We start from the raw sequence: 16,400 nt of genomic DNA, 5'->3' as shown, positions 1-16,400 counted from the left end.
GAGAAAAACTCACCCCATCCGCTCTTCCCACAGGGCCGCGAGCCGGGGGTCGGCGTCCACTCGCTCCATGACCGGCTTCAGGTTCGGCGCCTCGGCGTAGAACCGCGCCCGCCGCGGCCGGAACCGCGAGACCACCGCCACATAGAGGTCCAGCACGGAGAGCTCGTCCCCGAGGATGTAGGCGCCGGGCGAGACCTGCTCGCCCATGATCTTCCAGCACTCGGCGATCCGCTCCAGCGTCCGCTCGGTCAGGGCCTCGTGCCCCGCCGGATCGGGGACCAGCCGCGAGGGATCGTCCTTCACCCAGTAGAGCGCATAGATGGCGCTGGAGACGAAGCTCATCCAGCGCAGGAACTGAGCCCTTCGGGGCTCGCCCGCCGCCGGCGCAAGCCGCGCGTCCGGAAATCGTTCGGCGATCCAGACCAGGATGGCGGCGCTCTCGGTGATCGCCTCGCCGCCGGGCAGCACCAGGGCCGGCACCTGCCGCATCGGGTTGGCGCCCAGCACCTGGTCGCCGCTCTCCGGATGATCCTGGTCCCAGGTGTAGGCGTCCACCAGCCGATAGGGCTGGCCCGCCAGCGTCAGGGCGGCCTCCACCGCCACCGCGCCCGATCCGCGAGCGCTGAACAGGGTCCATTGCGGGCTCATGGCGTCCTCCATATGTTCACAAGATGTTGGGGCGGGAACCCAATTCCCCGCTAGATGTTGTCACTGAACGGGGGGTAACCTTGTACGTCGTCCAGATTCGAAAGTCGCGCCCGTGACCCAGCCCGGCCTGCTCACCCCATCCTACGCCTACAAGCCCTTCCGCTATCCGTGGGCCTACGACTTCTGGAAGAAGCAGCAGCAGGTCCACTGGATGCCCGAAGAGGTGCCGCTCGGCGAGGACCTCAAGGACTGGGCCGCCAAGCTCAACGACCGCGAACGCAACCTGCTCACCCAGATCTTCCGATTCTTCACCCAATCGGACGTCGAGGTGAACGACAACTACATGGAACGCTACAGCCGCGTCTTCAAACCCACCGAGGTGAAGATGATGCTGTCGGCCTTCTCCAATATGGAGACCATCCATATCGCGGCCTACGCCCTGCTACTCGAGACGATCGGCATGCCGGACAGCGAGTTCACGGCCTTCCTCGACTACCAGGCCATGCGCGACAAGCACGACTACATGCAGAAGTTCGGCGTCGACACCCATGCCGACATCTGCCGGACCCTGGCCATGTTCGGGGGCTTCACCGAAGGGCTGCAGCTCTTCGCCTCCTTCGCCATGCTGATGAACTTCCCGCGCCACAACAAGATGAAGGGCATGGGCCAGATCGTCTCCTGGTCGGTCCGGGACGAGAGCCTGCACTGCGAAGGCATCATCAAGCTCTATCACGCCTTCAACAAGGAGACCGGCGCGGTCACCAAGTCGGTGGCCGATGACATCGTCGACTGCTGCAAGACCGTCGTGGGGCTGGAGGACAAGTTCATCGACCTGGCCTTCGAGGCCGGCGAGGTCCAGGGCATGACCCCGGACGACATCAAGGCCTATATCCGCTTCATCGCCGACTGGCGCCTGCGCCAGCTCGCCCTGCCGGAAGTCTACGGGGTGAAGGAAAACCCGCTCCCCTGGCTGCAGTCGATGCTCTCGGGCGTCGAGCACGCCAACTTCTTCGAAGCCCGCTCCACCGAGTATTCCAAGGCCGCCACCAAGGGCCAATGGCACGGGAACGAGGGCGTCTGGGCCGAGTTCGACCGCGTGCTGGCCAAGCGCGGCGAGAACCTCCCGGCGGAATGATCGGGGACGTCCGCGGCCGGTATGCCTAACGAAACCGCCGCGTCCCTTCACCGTATTCCTTAACGCCTGCGAGTTGGCCTGCCCCTACAATCGCCGGGGGCTGCAGAAGCGGGGAGCAGGGAACTGGGCGTCAGGCAGGAGTACGCTGGCGGCGGATGGACACATCCGGCCGTGGGACGCCTTTTGGGGGCGCGGCCGTGCTATGCCTTCGCCCATCGCGCCCTGGGCGCGGTGCTGTTGCTCGGCGCTGCGGCTGGCGACAGCTCGTCCGCCCGCATGGTCGTCGGGGCCACCGTCGTCACGCCCTGCAAGATCGCGCCTGACGCCCGAGACGAGGCTGGCGCGTCGGCCGTCGTCACCTGCGCCGACGCCAAGCAGCCACAACCTCGCATTGTTCGCGAGGTCAGACCGTCGCCGCTCGTCGAGAACGAGGCCGCCGCACGGTCAGGCAAAACCCTACCCGTGCGCACCAGCATAATTTTCTAGTTGCTCCAAGATGAAGCAGTCGCCAGCCTTGGCGATGTGCTGGCTGCCGCCCGGCGGGGTGATCGACCTTCGATGTAGGTATTTTCCCCCAATACACCTTCTCCTGGCGCCATGACAGATTAGCGTTCTCATCGCCGTAGTGCTGTCGCATCGGGAGAAAGCACATGAAGTACGGAAAACTTGGAATTCTCGCCGGACTCATCTTGTTCGGAGCGGGGGCGCCGCTGACAGCATTGGCCGCGACGACTACGACCACGTTCCCGGTGAGCGCCACCGTGTTGACGGCGTGCTCCGTCACGGCCCTTCCCCTCGCCTTCGGCGCCTACGATCCGACCTCCACGACGCCCCTGGACGCCGAGACGACGCTGACGGTGTTGTGCACGGCGGGCACCTCGTTCACCGTCGGGCTCAACGCAGGCGCTGCGAGCGGCGCCACCGTGACCACCCGAGCGATGACCAAGGGGACCGACACCCTCGACTACGCGCTCTTCCAGGAAGCAGCCCGCACCAACAATTGGGGCAATACGCCCGCTTCGGACACGCCGGCCGCGACCACCGCCACCGCCTTGCCGAACACGCTCACCGTCTACGGCCGCGTCGCCGCAGAGCAGAACGTGCCGCTCGGGGCCTATTCCGACACCATCACCGTCACGGTCAATTATTAGGCGTCGCCGTGCGCGCATCCTGGTGGGCGGCGGCCTGCTTCGTGGCGGGGCTGATACCCGGCGTAGCCGCCGCCGGGTCGCTTAAGGTCTTTCCCGTCCGGCTCCTGCTGACGCCGCAGGAATCGGTGCAGACGATGACGATCCATAACGACGGCGCCGAGTCCTCGCGGATCCAGCTTCGGGTCTATGCCTGGCGACAGCAGGACGGCGAGGACGTCTTCGAGCCGACGCGCGACGTGCTTGCAAATCCGGCGCTGTTCGAGCTTCCGCCCCAGGGCCAGCAGATCGCGCGTTTCGGCCTGCGGACGAAGCCCGGCGCCGCCGAGAAGAGCTACCGGGTGTTCCTCGAGGAAGTGCCGACCGACCGGCCGACGAAGATCGGCGAGGTGCAGACCCTGCTGCGCATCAGCATTCCCATCTTCGTGCCCGCGCCCGGCGCCGCGCCGCGCCTTTCCTGGCGTGCGAGGCCGGCGGGGCCGCAGAAGATGGCGCTGGCGATCCGCAACGACGGCGGCGAGCATGTGCAGCTCAACCGGCTCTCGCTGACGCGTCGCGGCGGCGGCCGGATCGGCGGCTCCGACGTCTCGGTCTATCTGCTGCCGGGTACGGCCAAACAGGTCCTGCTCGACGTGAGCTCCAGGGCCGACGCCGGGCAAGCGATCAAACTCGACGCGGTGACTGATCACGGGCCTATGTCGGTCGATCTCGTCAGCGAGGCTGGGCCGGGTGAAGCGGCCCGGCCTTAAGACGATCCTCGGGGCGCTTTGCATCCTCGCAGGCGCCGTCGACGCCCAGGCTCAGGGCGTGGCTTCTGCGCCGCCGCAAGAACCCCCGCCGGGCGATGACGAGCTCATGCTGGTGGCCGTCGCCATCAACGGCGTGGATCAGCAGGGGCAGTTTCTCGTCGCCTGGCGCAACTGGGTGTTCCTCGTGCGGGCCGCCGACCTGGCGCAGTGGCGCGTCCGGAGCCCGGTCGCGGCCATGGTCGTCATCGAGGGCGAAGACTATCTGCCGCTGAACGCGCTCGCCGGCGCAGGCGTCCAGTTCGATTCGCCGGGGCAGCGGCTCTTGCTCACCATGCCGGCCGAACTCTTCGAGGCGCGACGGGTCCTGGCCTCCACCACCTATGCGCCACTCACGGAAGGCGCCTTCGCCGCCTTCCTCAACTACGACCTTTCCGCCGAATACCGCGACAAGGTGCGGGGCGCCGCCTTCTTGGAGGCCGGCGTCTCGGATGACTGGGGACTGGTCGCCAGTACGGTCGTCGCCGGTCAAGGCGCGGGCCGCCAGGGCGTGACACGTCTCGACAGCTACTTTCTGCGCGACGACCCGCAAGGTCTGACCCGCCTGGTCGTCGGCGACACGGTCACCGATGCGGCGAACTGGACGCGCCAGGTCCGCTTCGGCGGGCTGCGCTGGGGGACCGAATTCAGCCTGAAACCCGGCCTCATCACCTTTCCGACCCCCTCCTTCAGCGGCCAGGCGGCGGTTCCGTCCAATGTCGAGCTGCTGGTCAACGACGCGCTGCGCTTCCATACCGAGGTGGGGCAGGGGCCGTTCTCGATCGACCAGGCGCCGGTGGTCTCCGGCGCCGGCGAGGTCACGCTCGTCGTCCGCGACGCCCTGGGCGTCGAGCGGCGGGTGACCTCATCCTATTATGTAAGCTCGCAACTGCTGAGCCGCGGCCTGAGCGCCTGGTCGCTGGAGGCGGGCGCCGAGCGCCGCGACTATGGCCTCAGAAGCTTCAGCTATGGCGAGCCCTTCGTCTCCGGCAGCTTTCGCCACGGCGTCACCGATTGGCTCACGCTGGAAAGCCGGGCCGAGCTCAGCGGCGAGGTGCGCATGGCCGGCGCCGGCGCGACCCTCGTCTGGGCGCCGGTCGGGGAGTTCGGGTTCGCCGGCGCCGCCTCCGACGGAGATGACGGGACCGGGTGGCTGTATCGCCTCCATTTCAGCCGGATCACGCCGCGCTGGAACGTCGCGCTCAGCTATCAGCATGCGACCAGCGACTTCAGCCAGCTTGGCGTTCGCGACGATTGGGCCCGCATCACCGACCAGTTCCAGGCCGTCGTGGGCGTGTCCCTGAGGCGCTGGGGCAATCTCGGCCTGGCCTATACCGACCTGCGCTATGGCGGCGGGGCGCCCACACGGCTCCTCTCGGCCAATTACAGCATCGGCCTCGGCGAGCGCGGCTATCTGAACGTCTTCGCCCTGCGCAGCGAGATCGAGGATCATCGGAGCGAAACGACCTTCGGCGCAGGCCTGACCATTCCCCTCGGTCAGCACGCCAGCGGCTACGTCCAGGCCGACAGCCGCAATCTGCAGGGCGATTTCCGAAGGACGCCGCCCACCGAGGGGGGATGGGGCTATCGCCTCGCCGCGAGCGCGGGCGACGCCGACCGGCAGCAGGCCGGGCTCGATTGGCGGGGCGACGTCGGCGAGGTCAATCTCGAGGCGGCGCGTTTCCAGGGCGATACGGGCGTGCGGATGCTTGCCAGGGGCGGGGTGCTTTTCGCCGGCGGCGGGACGCGCATGACACGGCGCGTCGAGGACGCCGTGGCCGTGGTCGAGGTTCCGGACCTGGCCGGCGTGCGCATCTATCAGGAAAACCGCCTGGTCACCCGAACCGACCGGCATGGACGTGCGGTCATTCCCGACCTTCGCGCCTATGATCGGAACCGGCTGGCGATCGCACCTTCCGACGTGCCGATCGACGCGCGCATGCCGGAGGACACGCTGCTGGTCGTGCCGCGGTATCGCGGCGCGGCGCGGGCGCGCTTTGCGATCGAGAGGGACAGTCCCGCCACCATCCTGTTGCAGGGGCCGGACGGCCGGATCGTGGACGCCGGCACGGCGGTCCGGACCGACGCTGGCGAGTCGCTCTTCGTCGGCCATGACGGCGAGGTGTTCGTGCCCAATGTCCGGGCCGGCATGTCCCTCACCGCCGACTTGCCCGAGGGGCCGTGCCGCGTGACCGTCGATCGCGCGCCGCGTGGCGACGTCCTGCCCCGCATCGGACCGCTAAGCTGTGCTCTACTGGAGGCGCCCAAATGACCTGCGGCTGGATCAAGGCGGCGATCGCCGGCGTAGGATTCTTGGCGGCGGGCCTGGCGCCGACGCAAGGCCAGGCGCTCTGTGTGGGCTGCACCTGCACCACGACGGCGACCGGCATGAATTTCGGCGCCTACAACCTGCTGTCTCCGTCGAATCTCCAGTCGTCCGGATCGATCCGCGTGCAGTGCACGCTGGTCTTGGCCGTGGCCGGATCCTACACTATCGAGCTCAGCCCCGGTTCGTCAGGGACCTATGCGCAGCGCACCTTGCGCAACGGCGCGTCCAGCCTCGGCTACAATCTCTTCACCGATCCCGCTCACGCCTCGGTGTGGGGCAATGGCTCCGGTGGAACCTCGACCGTGACGAACAGCTATCTTCTCGGCTTGCTCGTGGTCGACCAGACCACGCCCGTATACGGCCTCATCCCGGCAGGGCAGAACGTGCCCGGAGGCGTCTATGGCGACAGCGTCGTGGTGACGGTTATCTATTGAGCCCCCCAGCCTAGGAGCTGGCGCCCGTTCGCCGGCCCGTCCATTGTGGTCCCAACAAGAACGTAGGGATCGCCATGGGTAAGCTCGTCGAAGTGTCGGACGCTGGTCACGTCCGCACCATCCGCCTGAACCGTCCGGACAAGAAGAACGCCCTCAGCCAGGCCCTCGCCTGGGGCGTGGTCGAGGCGGTGGACGCCGCCGCGCGCGACGACGATGTCTGGGTCGTGGCCCTCACCGGCTCGGGCGACGCCTTCTGCGCCGGCCTCGACCTCTCCGGTACGGCCGAGCCCTACCATCCCTATCCGGCCATGAGCGCCCAGCTCGACGACATCGGCTGGGTCGGCCAGTTCGTGCTCTCCATCCGCAAGCGCTGCGACAAGCCGGTGGTCGGCGGGATCAACGGCGTGGCGGTCGGCGCGGGGCTCGGCCTGGCCATGGCCACCGACGTGCGCCTCATCGCCTCCAGCGCCCGGCTGATGGCCGGCTATACCCGCATCGGCGGCTCGCCGGACGCCGGCCTCACCATCACCCTGCCGCAGGCCATGGGCTATGAGCGCGCCATGCGCTTCATGATGGAGAACCGCACCGTCACCGGCGCCGAGGCCCTCGAATGGGGCTTGGCCGGCGAGGTGGTGGACGACGCCGGCTTCGAGGCCCGGCTCGCCGCCTACTGCCAGCAGCTCTGCGAGTGGTCCCCGATCACCCTGCGCCTGCTCAAGCGCGGCATCGTGAAGTCCTACGAGTCCGTCGATATGGAGCAGCAACTCCGCTACGAGGTCACCAATATCGGCCGGGCCTTCCGCAGCGAGGACGGTCAGGAAGCCCGCCGCGCCTTCCTGGAAAAGCGCCAGCCGGTGTTCCAGGGACGATAGAAATCCTGTAGTTGCGACTTAATCGCAATTGATGCAGCCTCGTCCGGTACGCGAGGAGCAGCGAGGCGGTCCGCGCCGCCCTACAACGGGCGGCGCTGTGGCCGGGCCTGCATCATGCGCCCGAGGTCGATGCGGCCGAAACCCTGGTCGCGCACCTGAAGCTCAACAAGGACCGCGGGGCCGAAGCGACCCTGCTGCGGCTGGCGGTCAATCGCGGCCTCATCGCCAAGGGCCTGGAGAGCAACTACCGGACCGACCTCTACTGAAGCCGGCGCCTGTCGGCGCCGCTACGCATTTGGCTTGGCTAGCGCAGCAGTTTATGCGGGACCTCCCGCCGACACTGACAGGCCAAGCCACGTGATCATCGAACCCCGCATCCGCGGTTTCATCTGCACCACCGCCCATCCGGCCGGCTGCGCCGCCAATGTCCGCCAGCAGATCGAGCTGGTGCGCTCGCGCGGCGCCATCGCCGATGGCCCCAAGCGCGTCCTCGTCCTGGGCTGCTCGGCCGGCTACGGCCTCGCCTCGCGCATCGTCGCCACCTTCGGCTGCGGCGCCGATACGGTCGGGGTCTCCTTCGAGAAGGAGCCGACCGAAACCAGGACCGCCACCGCCGGCTGGTACAACAACCGCGCCTTCGAGATCGAGGCCGCTGCCGCCGGCCGCAAGGCGGTCACCCTCGACGGAGACGCCTTCTCCGACGAGATGCGGGAAAAGGTGCTGGCGACCGTGCGCGACGAGCTCGGCCAGATCGACATGCTGGTCTACAGCATGGCCGCTCCGGTCCGTACCGATCCGCGCGACGGCCAGACCTACCGCTCGGCCATCAAGCCGCTGGGCGAACCTGTGCGGGTGAAGACCCTCAACACCGACAAGGCCGAGGTCTTCGAGACCGAACTGGCCCCCGCCACGCCCGAGGAGACCGCCTCCACCATCAAGGTGATGGGCGGCGAGGACTGGGAAATGTGGGTCGACGCCCTGGCTGGGGCCGGCCTGCTGGCCGACGGCTTCCAGACCCTGGACTACACCTATATCGGCTCGAAGCTGACCTGGCCGATCTACTGGCGCGCGACCCTCGGCAAGGCCAAGGAGGACGTCGACCGCGCCGCGGCGGCGATCCGCGACCGGCTCGGCCCGGACGCCGCCCGCGTCGTCTCGCTGAAGGCCGTGGTCACCCAGGCCAGCTCGGCGATCCCGGTGGTGCCGCTCTATGGCGTGGTGCTGTTCAAGGTCATGAAGGAGATGGGCCTGCACGAGGGCTGCATCGAGCAGATCGACCGCCTGTTCCGCGAAGCCCGGCCTCAGCACGCCTTCGACGAGGCCGGCCGCATCCGCATGGACGACTGGGAGCTGTCGGAGAAGGTCCAGGCCGAGGTGGAGCGCCGCTGGCCGCTGGTCAGCACCGAAACCCTCGGCGAGCTGGGCGATCTCGCCGGCTTCCGCGCCGACTTCCTGAAGATCTTCGGCTTCGGGGTGCCGGGCGTGGACTATTCCGCCGACCTCGACCCTCGCGTCGTGAGCTAAATGGAACTCCCTGGAACTAGCTATTCCAGGGACCGCTCTTCGGGGCCGGATCTGTGGTGGGGACCGCCGTCCCGCCCCAGCGACCGCCGCCGGTGACGATCGGCGCGTTCCGCCGCGCCGCGCCGCCGCCTCCGCCGCCCACCAGCTTCATCAGCGCCGCGACCCGGTTCGAGGTCGACGGGTGGGTGGAGAACAGGTTGTCGGCGCCATGGCCGGACAGCGGGTTGATGATGAACATCTGGCCCGTCGCCGGATTGCGTTCGGCGGTCACGTTGACGATGCCGTGAGCGTAGGCCTCGATCTTCTGCAGGGCGCTGGCCAGGGCCTGCGGATCGCCGCTGATCTCGGCGCCGCCCTTGTCGGCCTCGTACTCCCGGCCGCGGCTGATCGCCATCTGCACCAGCGCCGCGGCCATGGGGGCCAGCACCATCAGGGCGATGGTCCCGATGATCCCGCCCGGCCGCTCGCGGTCGTTGCCGCCGAAGAACAGGGCGAAGTTGGCCAGCGACGAGATGGCCCCGGCGATGGTCGCCGTGATGGTCATGGTCAGGGTGTCGCGGTTCTTCACGTGCGCCAGCTCGTGGGCCATGACCCCGCGGATCTCGCGCCGGTCAAGCATCCGCAGCAGGCCCACGGTCGCGGCCACCGCCGCGTTCTCGGGGTTGCGGCCGGTGGCGAAGGCGTTCGGCTGCTCGCTCTCCATCACATAGACCTTGGGCCGCGGAATGCCCCCGCGGTCGGCCAGCTCGTAGACGTCGTTCAGATAGTTGCGCAGCAGCGGGTCGGACACGCCCGGCTCGATCTGCCGCGCGCCGTACATCCGCAGCACGATCTTGTCGGAGTTCCAGTAGCTGAAGAAGTTCATCGCCACGGCGATCGCCAGGGCGATGGCCATGCCTGTGGCCCCGCCGATCAGGTAGCCGATGCCGACGAAAAGGGCGGTCAGCGCCGCCAGCAACATGAAGGTGCGAAGATGGTTCTGCATATCGCGCGATATGTGGGGGACCAGCGCCGCCACGCAAGCGCAGATGGCGCCCAGATCCGCTCCGTTGGGGAGGCCCCTCAGTCGGCTGCGCCGCCAGCTCCCCCAGCGGGGAGCGTCTGCTCGCCTAAAACCCAGCCACCCGCAGCGTCGCCGCCGCGGCGATGATGCGGTCGGTGTCGGCCCCGCCGCCGGCCGCCTCGTCGCGCAGCATCTGCTCCACCTCCTCGGGCGGGGCCGGACGGGCGAAGAGGAAGCCCTGCATCCGGTCGCAGCCCGCGGCGCGCAGGAAGATCGCCTGGGCCTCGTCCTCCACGCCCTCGGCGATGATCCGGATGCCCAGCGCCTTGGCCGCGTTCATCATGGCCCGGACCAGCTTGGAGATCCGGTTGTCGCGACCGACGCCGCCGATCAGCGACTGGTCCACCTTCAGGGTGTGGATCGGAAGCTGCAGCAGGGCGTGCAGGTTCGAATAGCCGGTGCCGAAGTCGTCCAGGGCGATGCGCACCCCCAGCGCCGCGAGTCGCTCGATATGGCGGCGCGCCAGGCTCAGGTCCTGCAGCAGGAAGGTCTCGGTGATCTCCACGGTCAGGGCGGTCGCCGGCAGGTCGGTGTCGGCCAGCCGCCGGATCAGCTCGCGCGAGAAGGCCGGGTCCAGCAGCTCCCGCGGCGAGACGTTGCAGGCGATGGTGTCGATCAGCCCCTCGGCCACCCACGGCGCGGCCCGCCGGCAGGCGGCCTGGAACACCGAGCTGTCCAGCGGACCGATCAGACCCAGTTCCTCGGCCACCGGGATGAAGGCGCCCGGCGCGATCATCCCGCGCTCGGGATGGTTCCAGCGGGCCAGCACCTCGACCGAGACCATCCGCCCGTCGGCCGCGTTCACCACCGGCTGGAACCAGGGGGTGATCTCGCCGGCCGGAATCGCCCGGCGCAGCTCGGCCTCCAGGCTGTGGCGGGCCTCGCTGGCGCAACGCAGGTCCTCGTCGAACGCCGACCAGCGCGAGCCGCCAGCCGCCTTGGCCCGATAGAGCGCCATGTCCGCGAACCGCTGCAGATGGCTGGCGTCCTCGGCGTCGTCCGGGAACAGGGCCATGCCGATCGAGGCCCCGGACGTGATCACCCGGCCATATATGGAGTGGCTCCTGGTCAGAGCGGCCGTCAGTTCCTGGGCCCGCTCCTCGGCCTGGCGGCCGGAGGTCACCACCGCGAACTCGTCGCCCCCCAGCCGGGCGAGCAGGTCGCAGGGCTGGGCCGTGTCCTGCAACCGGCGGCCGATCTCATGCAGCAGCAGATCGCCGGCGTGGTGGCCCAGGCTGTCGTTCAGCCCCTTGAAGCGATCCAGGTCGATGACGAACAGGGCCACGCTCTCGCCGTTCGCCTGCGCCCGCTCCAGGCGCCCGGTCAGTTCGGTGGTGAAGGCCCCGCGGTTGAGCAGGCCGGTCAGGCTGTCGGTGCGCGCCAGGTGCAGGGTCAGAGCCCGCTCGGCCTCCAGCTCCTCGACCCGCGCGGCCAGCGCCTCGGAAACGCAGCGCAGCTCCTCGTTGGCCTGGGACAGTTCCTGCGCCTTGGACGCCAGCAGGGCCTCGGCCTCGCGGCGCGCCTGCCGTTCCGTCTCGACGCGCTGGATGTCCAGGGCGTCTTCATGAAGCCCTTTGCGCTTCACCGCTGCTCCCCCAATCCGCTTCTCGGATAACGCAGTGATATGTGGAAATGGCGGAGCTTCCGTTAACGGCGGCCCGAAAAAGCCAAGCCTGTCAAAGGTCGGGCCTCAGCCGCCGGCGACGTAGGCCTTTTCCGGTTCTTCGATCTGGCCCTCCCATTTGGCCACCACCGCGGCGGCCACGGAGTTGCCGACCACGTTGGTCGCCGACCGGCCCATGTCCAGCAGGTGGTCGACCCCCAGGATCAGCAGCAGGCCCGCCTCGGGCAGGTCGAAATAGGTGAGGGTGGCGGCGATCACCACCAGCGAGGCCCGCGGCACCCCGGCCATGCCCTTGGAGGTCACCATCAGCAGCAGCAGCATGGTGATCTGCTGGCCGATGGTCATCTCGATCCCATAGGCCTGGCAGATGAACAGCACCGCGAAGGTGCAGTACATCATCGAGCCGTCGAGGTTGAACGAATAGCCCAGCGGCAGCACGAAGCTGGCGATCCGGCGCGACAGGCCGAACTTCTGCAGCTCCTCCAGGGTCCGCGGATAGGCCGCTTCCGACGAGGCGGTGGCGAAGGCCAGCAGGGCCGGCCCGCGGATGGCGCCCAGCAGCTCCAGCGCCCGGCGTCCGACGATCAGGATCGCGGCGCTCGCCAGCAGGCTCCACAGCACCCCCAGCGAGAAATAGAAGCCGAGCACGAACTTGGCGTAGTCGATCAGCACCCCCAGCCCCTGGGTCGCCACCGTGGCGGCCAGGGCGGCGAAGATCGCCAGCGGCGCGGTCTTCATCACATAGCCGGTGACCTTCAGCATGATGGTGGCCACCTGGTCGACCAGGGCCAGGACCGCCGGCGCCTTGTCGTCGATCGACGACACCGCCGTCCCCACGAAGATCGAGAACACCACGATCTGCAGGATCTCGTTGCGCGCCATGGCGTCGATGATCGAGCTCGGCACCAGGTGGGTGACGAACTCCTTGAGCGTCAGGTTCGAGGCGTCCACGCCCGCTCCGCCGCCGGCCGCGTCGGCGACCAGGTTCATCCCCGCGCCGGGCTGGATCAGGTGCACCAGCACCAGGCCGATGGTCAGCGAGACGATCGAGGCGCTGATGAACCAGGCCATGGTCTTCACCCCGACCCGGCCGATGGAGGCCGCGTCCTCCATGTGCGCGATGCCCGCCACCAGGGTCGAGAACACCAGCGGCGCGATGATCATCTTGATCAGGCGCAGGAAGACGTCGGTGATGATCGTCAGGTTGTCGGCCACGCCCTTGGCCTGCTCGGGCGCCATGCCCTGGTTGAGGCCCCACCCGACCAGCACGCCCAGGACCATGGCGCCGACGATGAAGGCGGTGAAAACTCTGTTCATGACGCGCCGGTCCCCCTGTCACTCAGACCCAATTTGTGGCCGAGAACGGGCGCCTTCGTCCATACTGTTGCAAAACCGGGGTATAGCCATCTCGCAACCAGCAGCGAGGCGGGCTATACTGGCCCATGTCCAAAGAAGAAAAAGCTGCCGCCATCGTCGAGCGGCTCGATAAAGAATATCAGACGACCGTCGAAGCTCTCCGCAGCGCCCTCAAGACCTTCCTCGCCGGCGGCCCGCCGCCCGATCCGGCCCTGCGCGCCCGGGGAATCTTCGCCTATCCGGAACTGCGCCTGAACTGGCCGCACGGCCACGACTATCCGCGCCTTGGCCGCGCCTATGCCCGCCTCTCGCAGCCGGGCGACTATTCGGTCACGGTCACCCGCCCGGACCTCTACCGCGACTACCTGATCGAGCAGATCGGTCTCTTGATGGCCGACTTCGACGTCTCGGTGGAGGTCGGTCGCTCGCACCAGGAGATGCCGTTTCCCTACGTGCTCGACGGTTCGGTCGACCTCGCGGTGGCCGACATCAGCTCGGCCGAGATCGCCCGCCACTTCCCGACCACCGAACTCGCCTATATCGGCGACGAGATCGCCGACGGCTTCTGGAACCCGGGCCTCGAGCCTACCCGCCCGCTCGCCCTGTTCGATGGCCTGCGCACTGACTTCTCCCTGGCGCGGCTGGCCCACTACACGGGGACCCCGGCCGAGGACACCCAGCAGTTCATCCTGTTCACGAACTACCACCGCTACGTGGACGAGTTCGTCCGCTGGGGCTGCGCCCAGATCAAGGCCGGCCGCTACGAGGCGCTGTCGGCCGCCGGCCACGTGCTGGTCACCGCCGAAACGGAGAACGGCGAGCAGGCCGTCGCCGACGGCCCCTGGCGCCGCCACCAGATGCCGGCCTATCACCTGAAGGCGCCGGGCCGGCGGGGCGTCACCCTGGTCAACATCGGCGTCGGTCCCTCCAACGCCAAGACCATCACCGATCACCTGGCCGTCCTGCGGCCCCAGGCCTGGCTGATGATCGGCCACTGCGGCGGCCTGCGCGGCTCCCAGACCATCGGCGACTACGTCCTGGCCCACGCCTATCTGCGCGACGACCATGTGCTGGACGACGTCCTGCCGCCGGAGATCCCGATCCCGCCCATCGCCGAGATCCAGGTCGCCCTGAACCGCGCGGCCGAGAACGTCACCGGCGAGAGCGGTGAGATGCTCAAGCGCCGGCTGCGCACCGGCACGGTGGTCACCACCGACGACCGCAACTGGGAGCTCCAGTTCTCCTCCTCGTCCCTGCGCTTCAACCAGTCCCGGGCGGTGGCCATCGACATGGAGAGCGCCACCATCGCGGCCCAGGGCTATCGCTTCCGCGTGCCCTACGGGACCCTGCTCTGCGTCTCGGACAAGCCGCTGCACGGCGAGATCAAGCTGCCCGGCCAGGCCAACGCCTTCTACGAGCGCGCCATCGGCCAGCACCTGCAGATCGGCATCGCGGCCATGGACCTGCTGCGCCAGGAGGGCCCGCGCCTGCACTCGCGCAAGCTCCGCAGCTTCGACGAGCCGCCGTTCCGCTGATCCTCGCGGCGACGTGACCGCAGAGGCCCAGCGTCGCCGTTAGTATGCGCGGCAGCCATGCAAGCTGCTGCGCGTCGATCCCTTCGCCGATGGCTGGTCCGGCTCGTCCTGCCGGCCCTGCTGACCGGCTGCGCCACCACGCCGGCCCCTCAACCGCCGCCGCCCTCGCCGCTGAAGACGCCGGACATCCGCATTTCCGCCGATGGCAGGACCGCCAGCCTCCGGCTCGACGTCCTGACCTTCAACATCGAGGGCGTCCCCGGCCGCGGCGGGCGCGGCGGGGAGTTGCGCCGGATCGGCGAGCACCTGGCCCAGATGCGGCAGGCCGGCGAGGCGCCGGACATCGTCCTCTTCCAGGAAGCGTTCAGCGCCGAAGCCAAGTACGCCGTCCGCAGCGCCGGCTACGCGGAGGTGGCCTTCGGGCCTGCCCGCAAGCAGCGCCGGCAGCTTCCGGGCGCCGGGTCGAGGTCCGGCCACAAGTGGTCCAAGGGCGAGCTCGGCCTGAAGCTGGTCGGCTCGGGCCTGGCCATCGCCAGCGTCTACCGGCTCGAAACCACCGCCTCCGAGCCGTTCAGCCGCCGGGCCTGCGCCGGCTTCGACTGCCTCAGCAACAAGGGCGCGCTGTTCGCCCGGGTGGTCATCCCGGGCATGCCCGGCGCCCTCGATCTCTTCGACACGCACATGAACGCCCAGGGCGCTTCGCGCGTCTCGGCCCGCCGCCACCTGCCGGTCCACCGCGCCCAGGTCTGGGAGCTGTTCGACTTCATGAGCGCGCATCGCGAACCCCGGAACCCCGTCCTCCTCGGCGGCGACTTCAACATGCGCCGCTCGCTGCCGCGCTTCGACGTCTTCCGCGCCACCCAGCGCCTGCAACTCGCCCAGCAGTACTGCATGGCCCAGCCCGACTTCTGCCAGGTGCAGATGTCCTGGGACGGCGACGCCCCCTGGATGGACACCCAGGATCTGCAGCTCTTCCAGTCGGGCCAGAGCGTCACCATCCGCCCGATCCGCGAGGAGAGCCTGTTCGACGGCAAGCCCGGAAGCCCGCAGCTTTCCGACCATGACGGCTACCGCGTCATCTACGAGCTGAGCTGGCCGGTGGCCTCCGCGGCGCCCTCGCAAATCGGCCGCCCCAGCGCTAAATCTCCGCCATGACCAAGATCGAATTCGAAGCCATCGACAACTTCCGGGACTTCGGCGGCTACGCCACCGCCTGCGGGCGCGGGGTGAAGGCCGGGCGGCTGTTCCGCTCCGCCAACCACGCCTACGCCACCGACAAGGACCTGGCGGACCTGCGCGGCCTGGGCGTCGAGGTGATCGTCGACCTGCGCCGCCGCCGCGAGCGCGACCGCGAGCCGTCCCGCCGCTGGGAGGGCTTTTCCGGCACGGTCATCGAGAACGACATCGACGGACCCGAGCACGACTGGGCCGACGCCCTGAAGGCCGCCGACACGATCGACGCCGACTGGTTCTTCCGCGACAGCCTTGAGTTCTACCGCGCCGCGCCTCACGCCGAGCGGATGGTCGACCTGTTCAGCCGCTACTTCCGCGCCGTCGCCGAGACGCAAGGGGCGGTGGTCGTCCACTGCGCCGCCGGCAAGGACCGCACCGGCATGATCTGCGCCCTGACCCACCACATCGCCGGCGTCCACCGCGACGACACCATGGCCGACTACCTCGCCACCAACGACGAGGCGCGGATGGAAAAGCGCACCTCGTTCCTCGGCCCCTGGGTCAAGGAACTCACCGGCGTCACCCTCAGCGACGCGGCCCTGCGCCAGGCGGTCAGCGTCAACGAGGCGTTCCTGGCCGAGGCCTTCAGCGCCATGACCGAGCGCCACGGCTCGATCGACGGCTATCTGGAGCAGGCCCTCGGCGTCGACGGGCCCTTACGCGAGCGCATCGCCGGCCGCATCCTCGGCGGCTGAAGCGCCCGGTTGGAGAAAA

Annotated in this window: 15 protein-coding genes; 11 read left to right on the top strand and 4 right to left on the bottom strand. The window is 68.7% G+C overall.

What is annotated here, in order from left to right:
- Window positions 1-9 precede the first annotated feature (9 nt).
- Entirely contained in the window at window positions 10-648 is a 639-nt protein-coding gene (locus ABID41_RS06745) for a glutathione S-transferase family protein (RefSeq protein WP_331930106.1), read from the bottom strand.
- 112 nt (window positions 649-760) lie between these two features.
- Between ABID41_RS06745 and ABID41_RS06740 the strand changes: the two genes are divergently transcribed.
- The 8 genes from ABID41_RS06740 to fabV all read left to right on the top strand — a co-directional run bounded on the left by ABID41_RS06740 (window position 761) and on the right by fabV (window position 8,875).
- Window positions 761-1,783, top strand: coding sequence for a ribonucleotide-diphosphate reductase subunit beta (locus ABID41_RS06740; RefSeq protein WP_331930108.1), 1,023 nt, complete (start codon window positions 761-763; stop codon window positions 1,781-1,783).
- Window positions 1,784-1,954: 171 nt separating this feature from the next.
- Window positions 1,955-2,269, top strand: a complete 315-nt coding sequence (locus ABID41_RS06735; RefSeq protein WP_331930110.1) for a hypothetical protein — start codon at window positions 1,955-1,957, stop codon at window positions 2,267-2,269.
- Between the two features lie 164 nt (window positions 2,270-2,433).
- On the top strand, window positions 2,434-2,934 hold the full coding sequence (locus ABID41_RS06730; protein WP_331930112.1) for a Csu type fimbrial protein: 501 nt from the start codon (window positions 2,434-2,436) through the stop codon (window positions 2,932-2,934).
- An 8-nt stretch (window positions 2,935-2,942) separates the two neighbouring features.
- Window positions 2,943-3,680 carry a fimbrial biogenesis chaperone gene (locus ABID41_RS06725; RefSeq protein WP_354297343.1) on the top strand — a complete coding sequence of 246 codons (738 nt, stop codon included), beginning with the start codon at window positions 2,943-2,945 and terminating at the stop codon, window positions 3,678-3,680.
- Window positions 3,661-5,988: a fimbria/pilus outer membrane usher protein gene (locus ABID41_RS06720; RefSeq protein ID WP_354297342.1), complete on the top strand. Its 2,328-nt coding sequence runs from the start codon at window positions 3,661-3,663 to the stop codon at window positions 5,986-5,988. The genes ABID41_RS06725 and ABID41_RS06720 overlap by 20 nt, the downstream gene beginning before the upstream one ends.
- Window positions 5,985-6,479 carry a Csu type fimbrial protein gene (locus ABID41_RS06715; RefSeq protein ID WP_331933002.1) on the top strand — a complete coding sequence of 165 codons (495 nt, stop codon included), beginning with the start codon at window positions 5,985-5,987 and terminating at the stop codon, window positions 6,477-6,479. The genes ABID41_RS06720 and ABID41_RS06715 overlap by 4 nt, the downstream gene beginning before the upstream one ends.
- Window positions 6,480-6,553: 74 nt before the next feature.
- Window positions 6,554-7,351, top strand: a complete 798-nt coding sequence (locus ABID41_RS06710) for an enoyl-CoA hydratase/isomerase family protein (RefSeq protein ID WP_331933001.1) — start codon at window positions 6,554-6,556, stop codon at window positions 7,349-7,351.
- A gap of 357 nt (window positions 7,352-7,708) precedes the next feature.
- Window positions 7,709-8,875 (top strand): enoyl-ACP reductase FabV, encoded by a 1,167-nt coding sequence (gene fabV / locus ABID41_RS06705; protein ID WP_331933000.1) that lies wholly within the window; start codon window positions 7,709-7,711, stop codon window positions 8,873-8,875.
- Between the two features lie 16 nt (window positions 8,876-8,891).
- On the opposite strand, the gene htpX is transcribed toward fabV, so the two are convergent.
- From htpX to ABID41_RS06690, 3 genes are all read right to left on the bottom strand, one after another.
- Window positions 8,892-9,860 carry a zinc metalloprotease HtpX gene (gene htpX / locus ABID41_RS06700; protein WP_354297341.1) on the bottom strand — a complete coding sequence of 323 codons (969 nt, stop codon included), beginning with the start codon at window positions 9,858-9,860 and terminating at the stop codon, window positions 8,892-8,894.
- A 124-nt stretch (window positions 9,861-9,984) separates the two neighbouring features.
- Window positions 9,985-11,523 carry a putative bifunctional diguanylate cyclase/phosphodiesterase gene (locus ABID41_RS06695; RefSeq protein ID WP_331927878.1) on the bottom strand — a complete coding sequence of 513 codons (1,539 nt, stop codon included), beginning with the start codon at window positions 11,521-11,523 and terminating at the stop codon, window positions 9,985-9,987.
- Between the two features lie 105 nt (window positions 11,524-11,628).
- Window positions 11,629-12,879, bottom strand: coding sequence for a dicarboxylate/amino acid:cation symporter (locus tag ABID41_RS06690; RefSeq protein ID WP_331927880.1), 1,251 nt, complete (start codon window positions 12,877-12,879; stop codon window positions 11,629-11,631).
- A 125-nt stretch (window positions 12,880-13,004) separates the two neighbouring features.
- On the opposite strand from ABID41_RS06690, the gene ABID41_RS06685 reads away from it, so the two are divergent.
- Genes ABID41_RS06685 through ABID41_RS06675 form a run of 3 tightly spaced genes read left to right on the top strand, consistent with a single transcriptional unit; the run spans window position 13,005 to window position 16,381 of the window.
- Window positions 13,005-14,453, top strand: coding sequence for an AMP nucleosidase (locus ABID41_RS06685; RefSeq protein WP_331927882.1), 1,449 nt, complete (start codon window positions 13,005-13,007; stop codon window positions 14,451-14,453).
- Window positions 14,454-14,510: 57 nt separating this feature from the next.
- Complete coding sequence (locus ABID41_RS06680) at window positions 14,511-15,608, top strand: endonuclease/exonuclease/phosphatase family protein (protein WP_331927883.1); 1,098 nt, start codon at window positions 14,511-14,513, stop codon at window positions 15,606-15,608.
- Complete coding sequence (locus ABID41_RS06675) at window positions 15,605-16,381, top strand: tyrosine-protein phosphatase (protein WP_331927885.1); 777 nt, start codon at window positions 15,605-15,607, stop codon at window positions 16,379-16,381. The genes ABID41_RS06680 and ABID41_RS06675 overlap by 4 nt, the downstream gene beginning before the upstream one ends.
- Window positions 16,382-16,400 lie beyond the last annotated feature (19 nt).

Origin of the sequence: Phenylobacterium koreense, assembly GCF_040545335.1 — a bacterium.
In the GTDB taxonomy this organism is placed as follows: Bacteria; Pseudomonadota; Alphaproteobacteria; order Caulobacterales; family Caulobacteraceae; genus Phenylobacterium; species Phenylobacterium koreense.
The sequence above is the reverse complement of the archived record's forward strand: the minus strand, read 5'-3'. Positions and strand labels throughout refer to the sequence as shown.

Bases quoted from the DNA above. Each gene is read 5' to 3' on its own strand.
- ABID41_RS06675 (WP_331927885.1), top strand. From the start codon at position 15,605: ATGACCAAGATCGAATTCGAAGCCATCGACAACTTCCGGGACTTCGGC.
- ABID41_RS06745 (WP_331930106.1), bottom strand. From the start codon at position 648: ATGAGCCCGCAATGGACCCTGTTCAGCGCTCGCGGATCGGGCGCGGTG.
- ABID41_RS06715 (WP_331933002.1), top strand. From the start codon at position 5,985: ATGACCTGCGGCTGGATCAAGGCGGCGATCGCCGGCGTAGGATTCTTG.
- htpX (WP_354297341.1), bottom strand. From the start codon at position 9,860: ATGCAGAACCATCTTCGCACCTTCATGTTGCTGGCGGCGCTGACCGCC.
- ABID41_RS06730 (WP_331930112.1), top strand. From the start codon at position 2,434: ATGAAGTACGGAAAACTTGGAATTCTCGCCGGACTCATCTTGTTCGGA.
- ABID41_RS06680 (WP_331927883.1), top strand. From the start codon at position 14,511: ATGCAAGCTGCTGCGCGTCGATCCCTTCGCCGATGGCTGGTCCGGCTC.
- ABID41_RS06685 (WP_331927882.1), top strand. From the start codon at position 13,005: ATGTCCAAAGAAGAAAAAGCTGCCGCCATCGTCGAGCGGCTCGATAAA.
- ABID41_RS06690 (WP_331927880.1), bottom strand. From the start codon at position 12,879: ATGAACAGAGTTTTCACCGCCTTCATCGTCGGCGCCATGGTCCTGGGC.
- ABID41_RS06710 (WP_331933001.1), top strand. From the start codon at position 6,554: ATGGGTAAGCTCGTCGAAGTGTCGGACGCTGGTCACGTCCGCACCATC.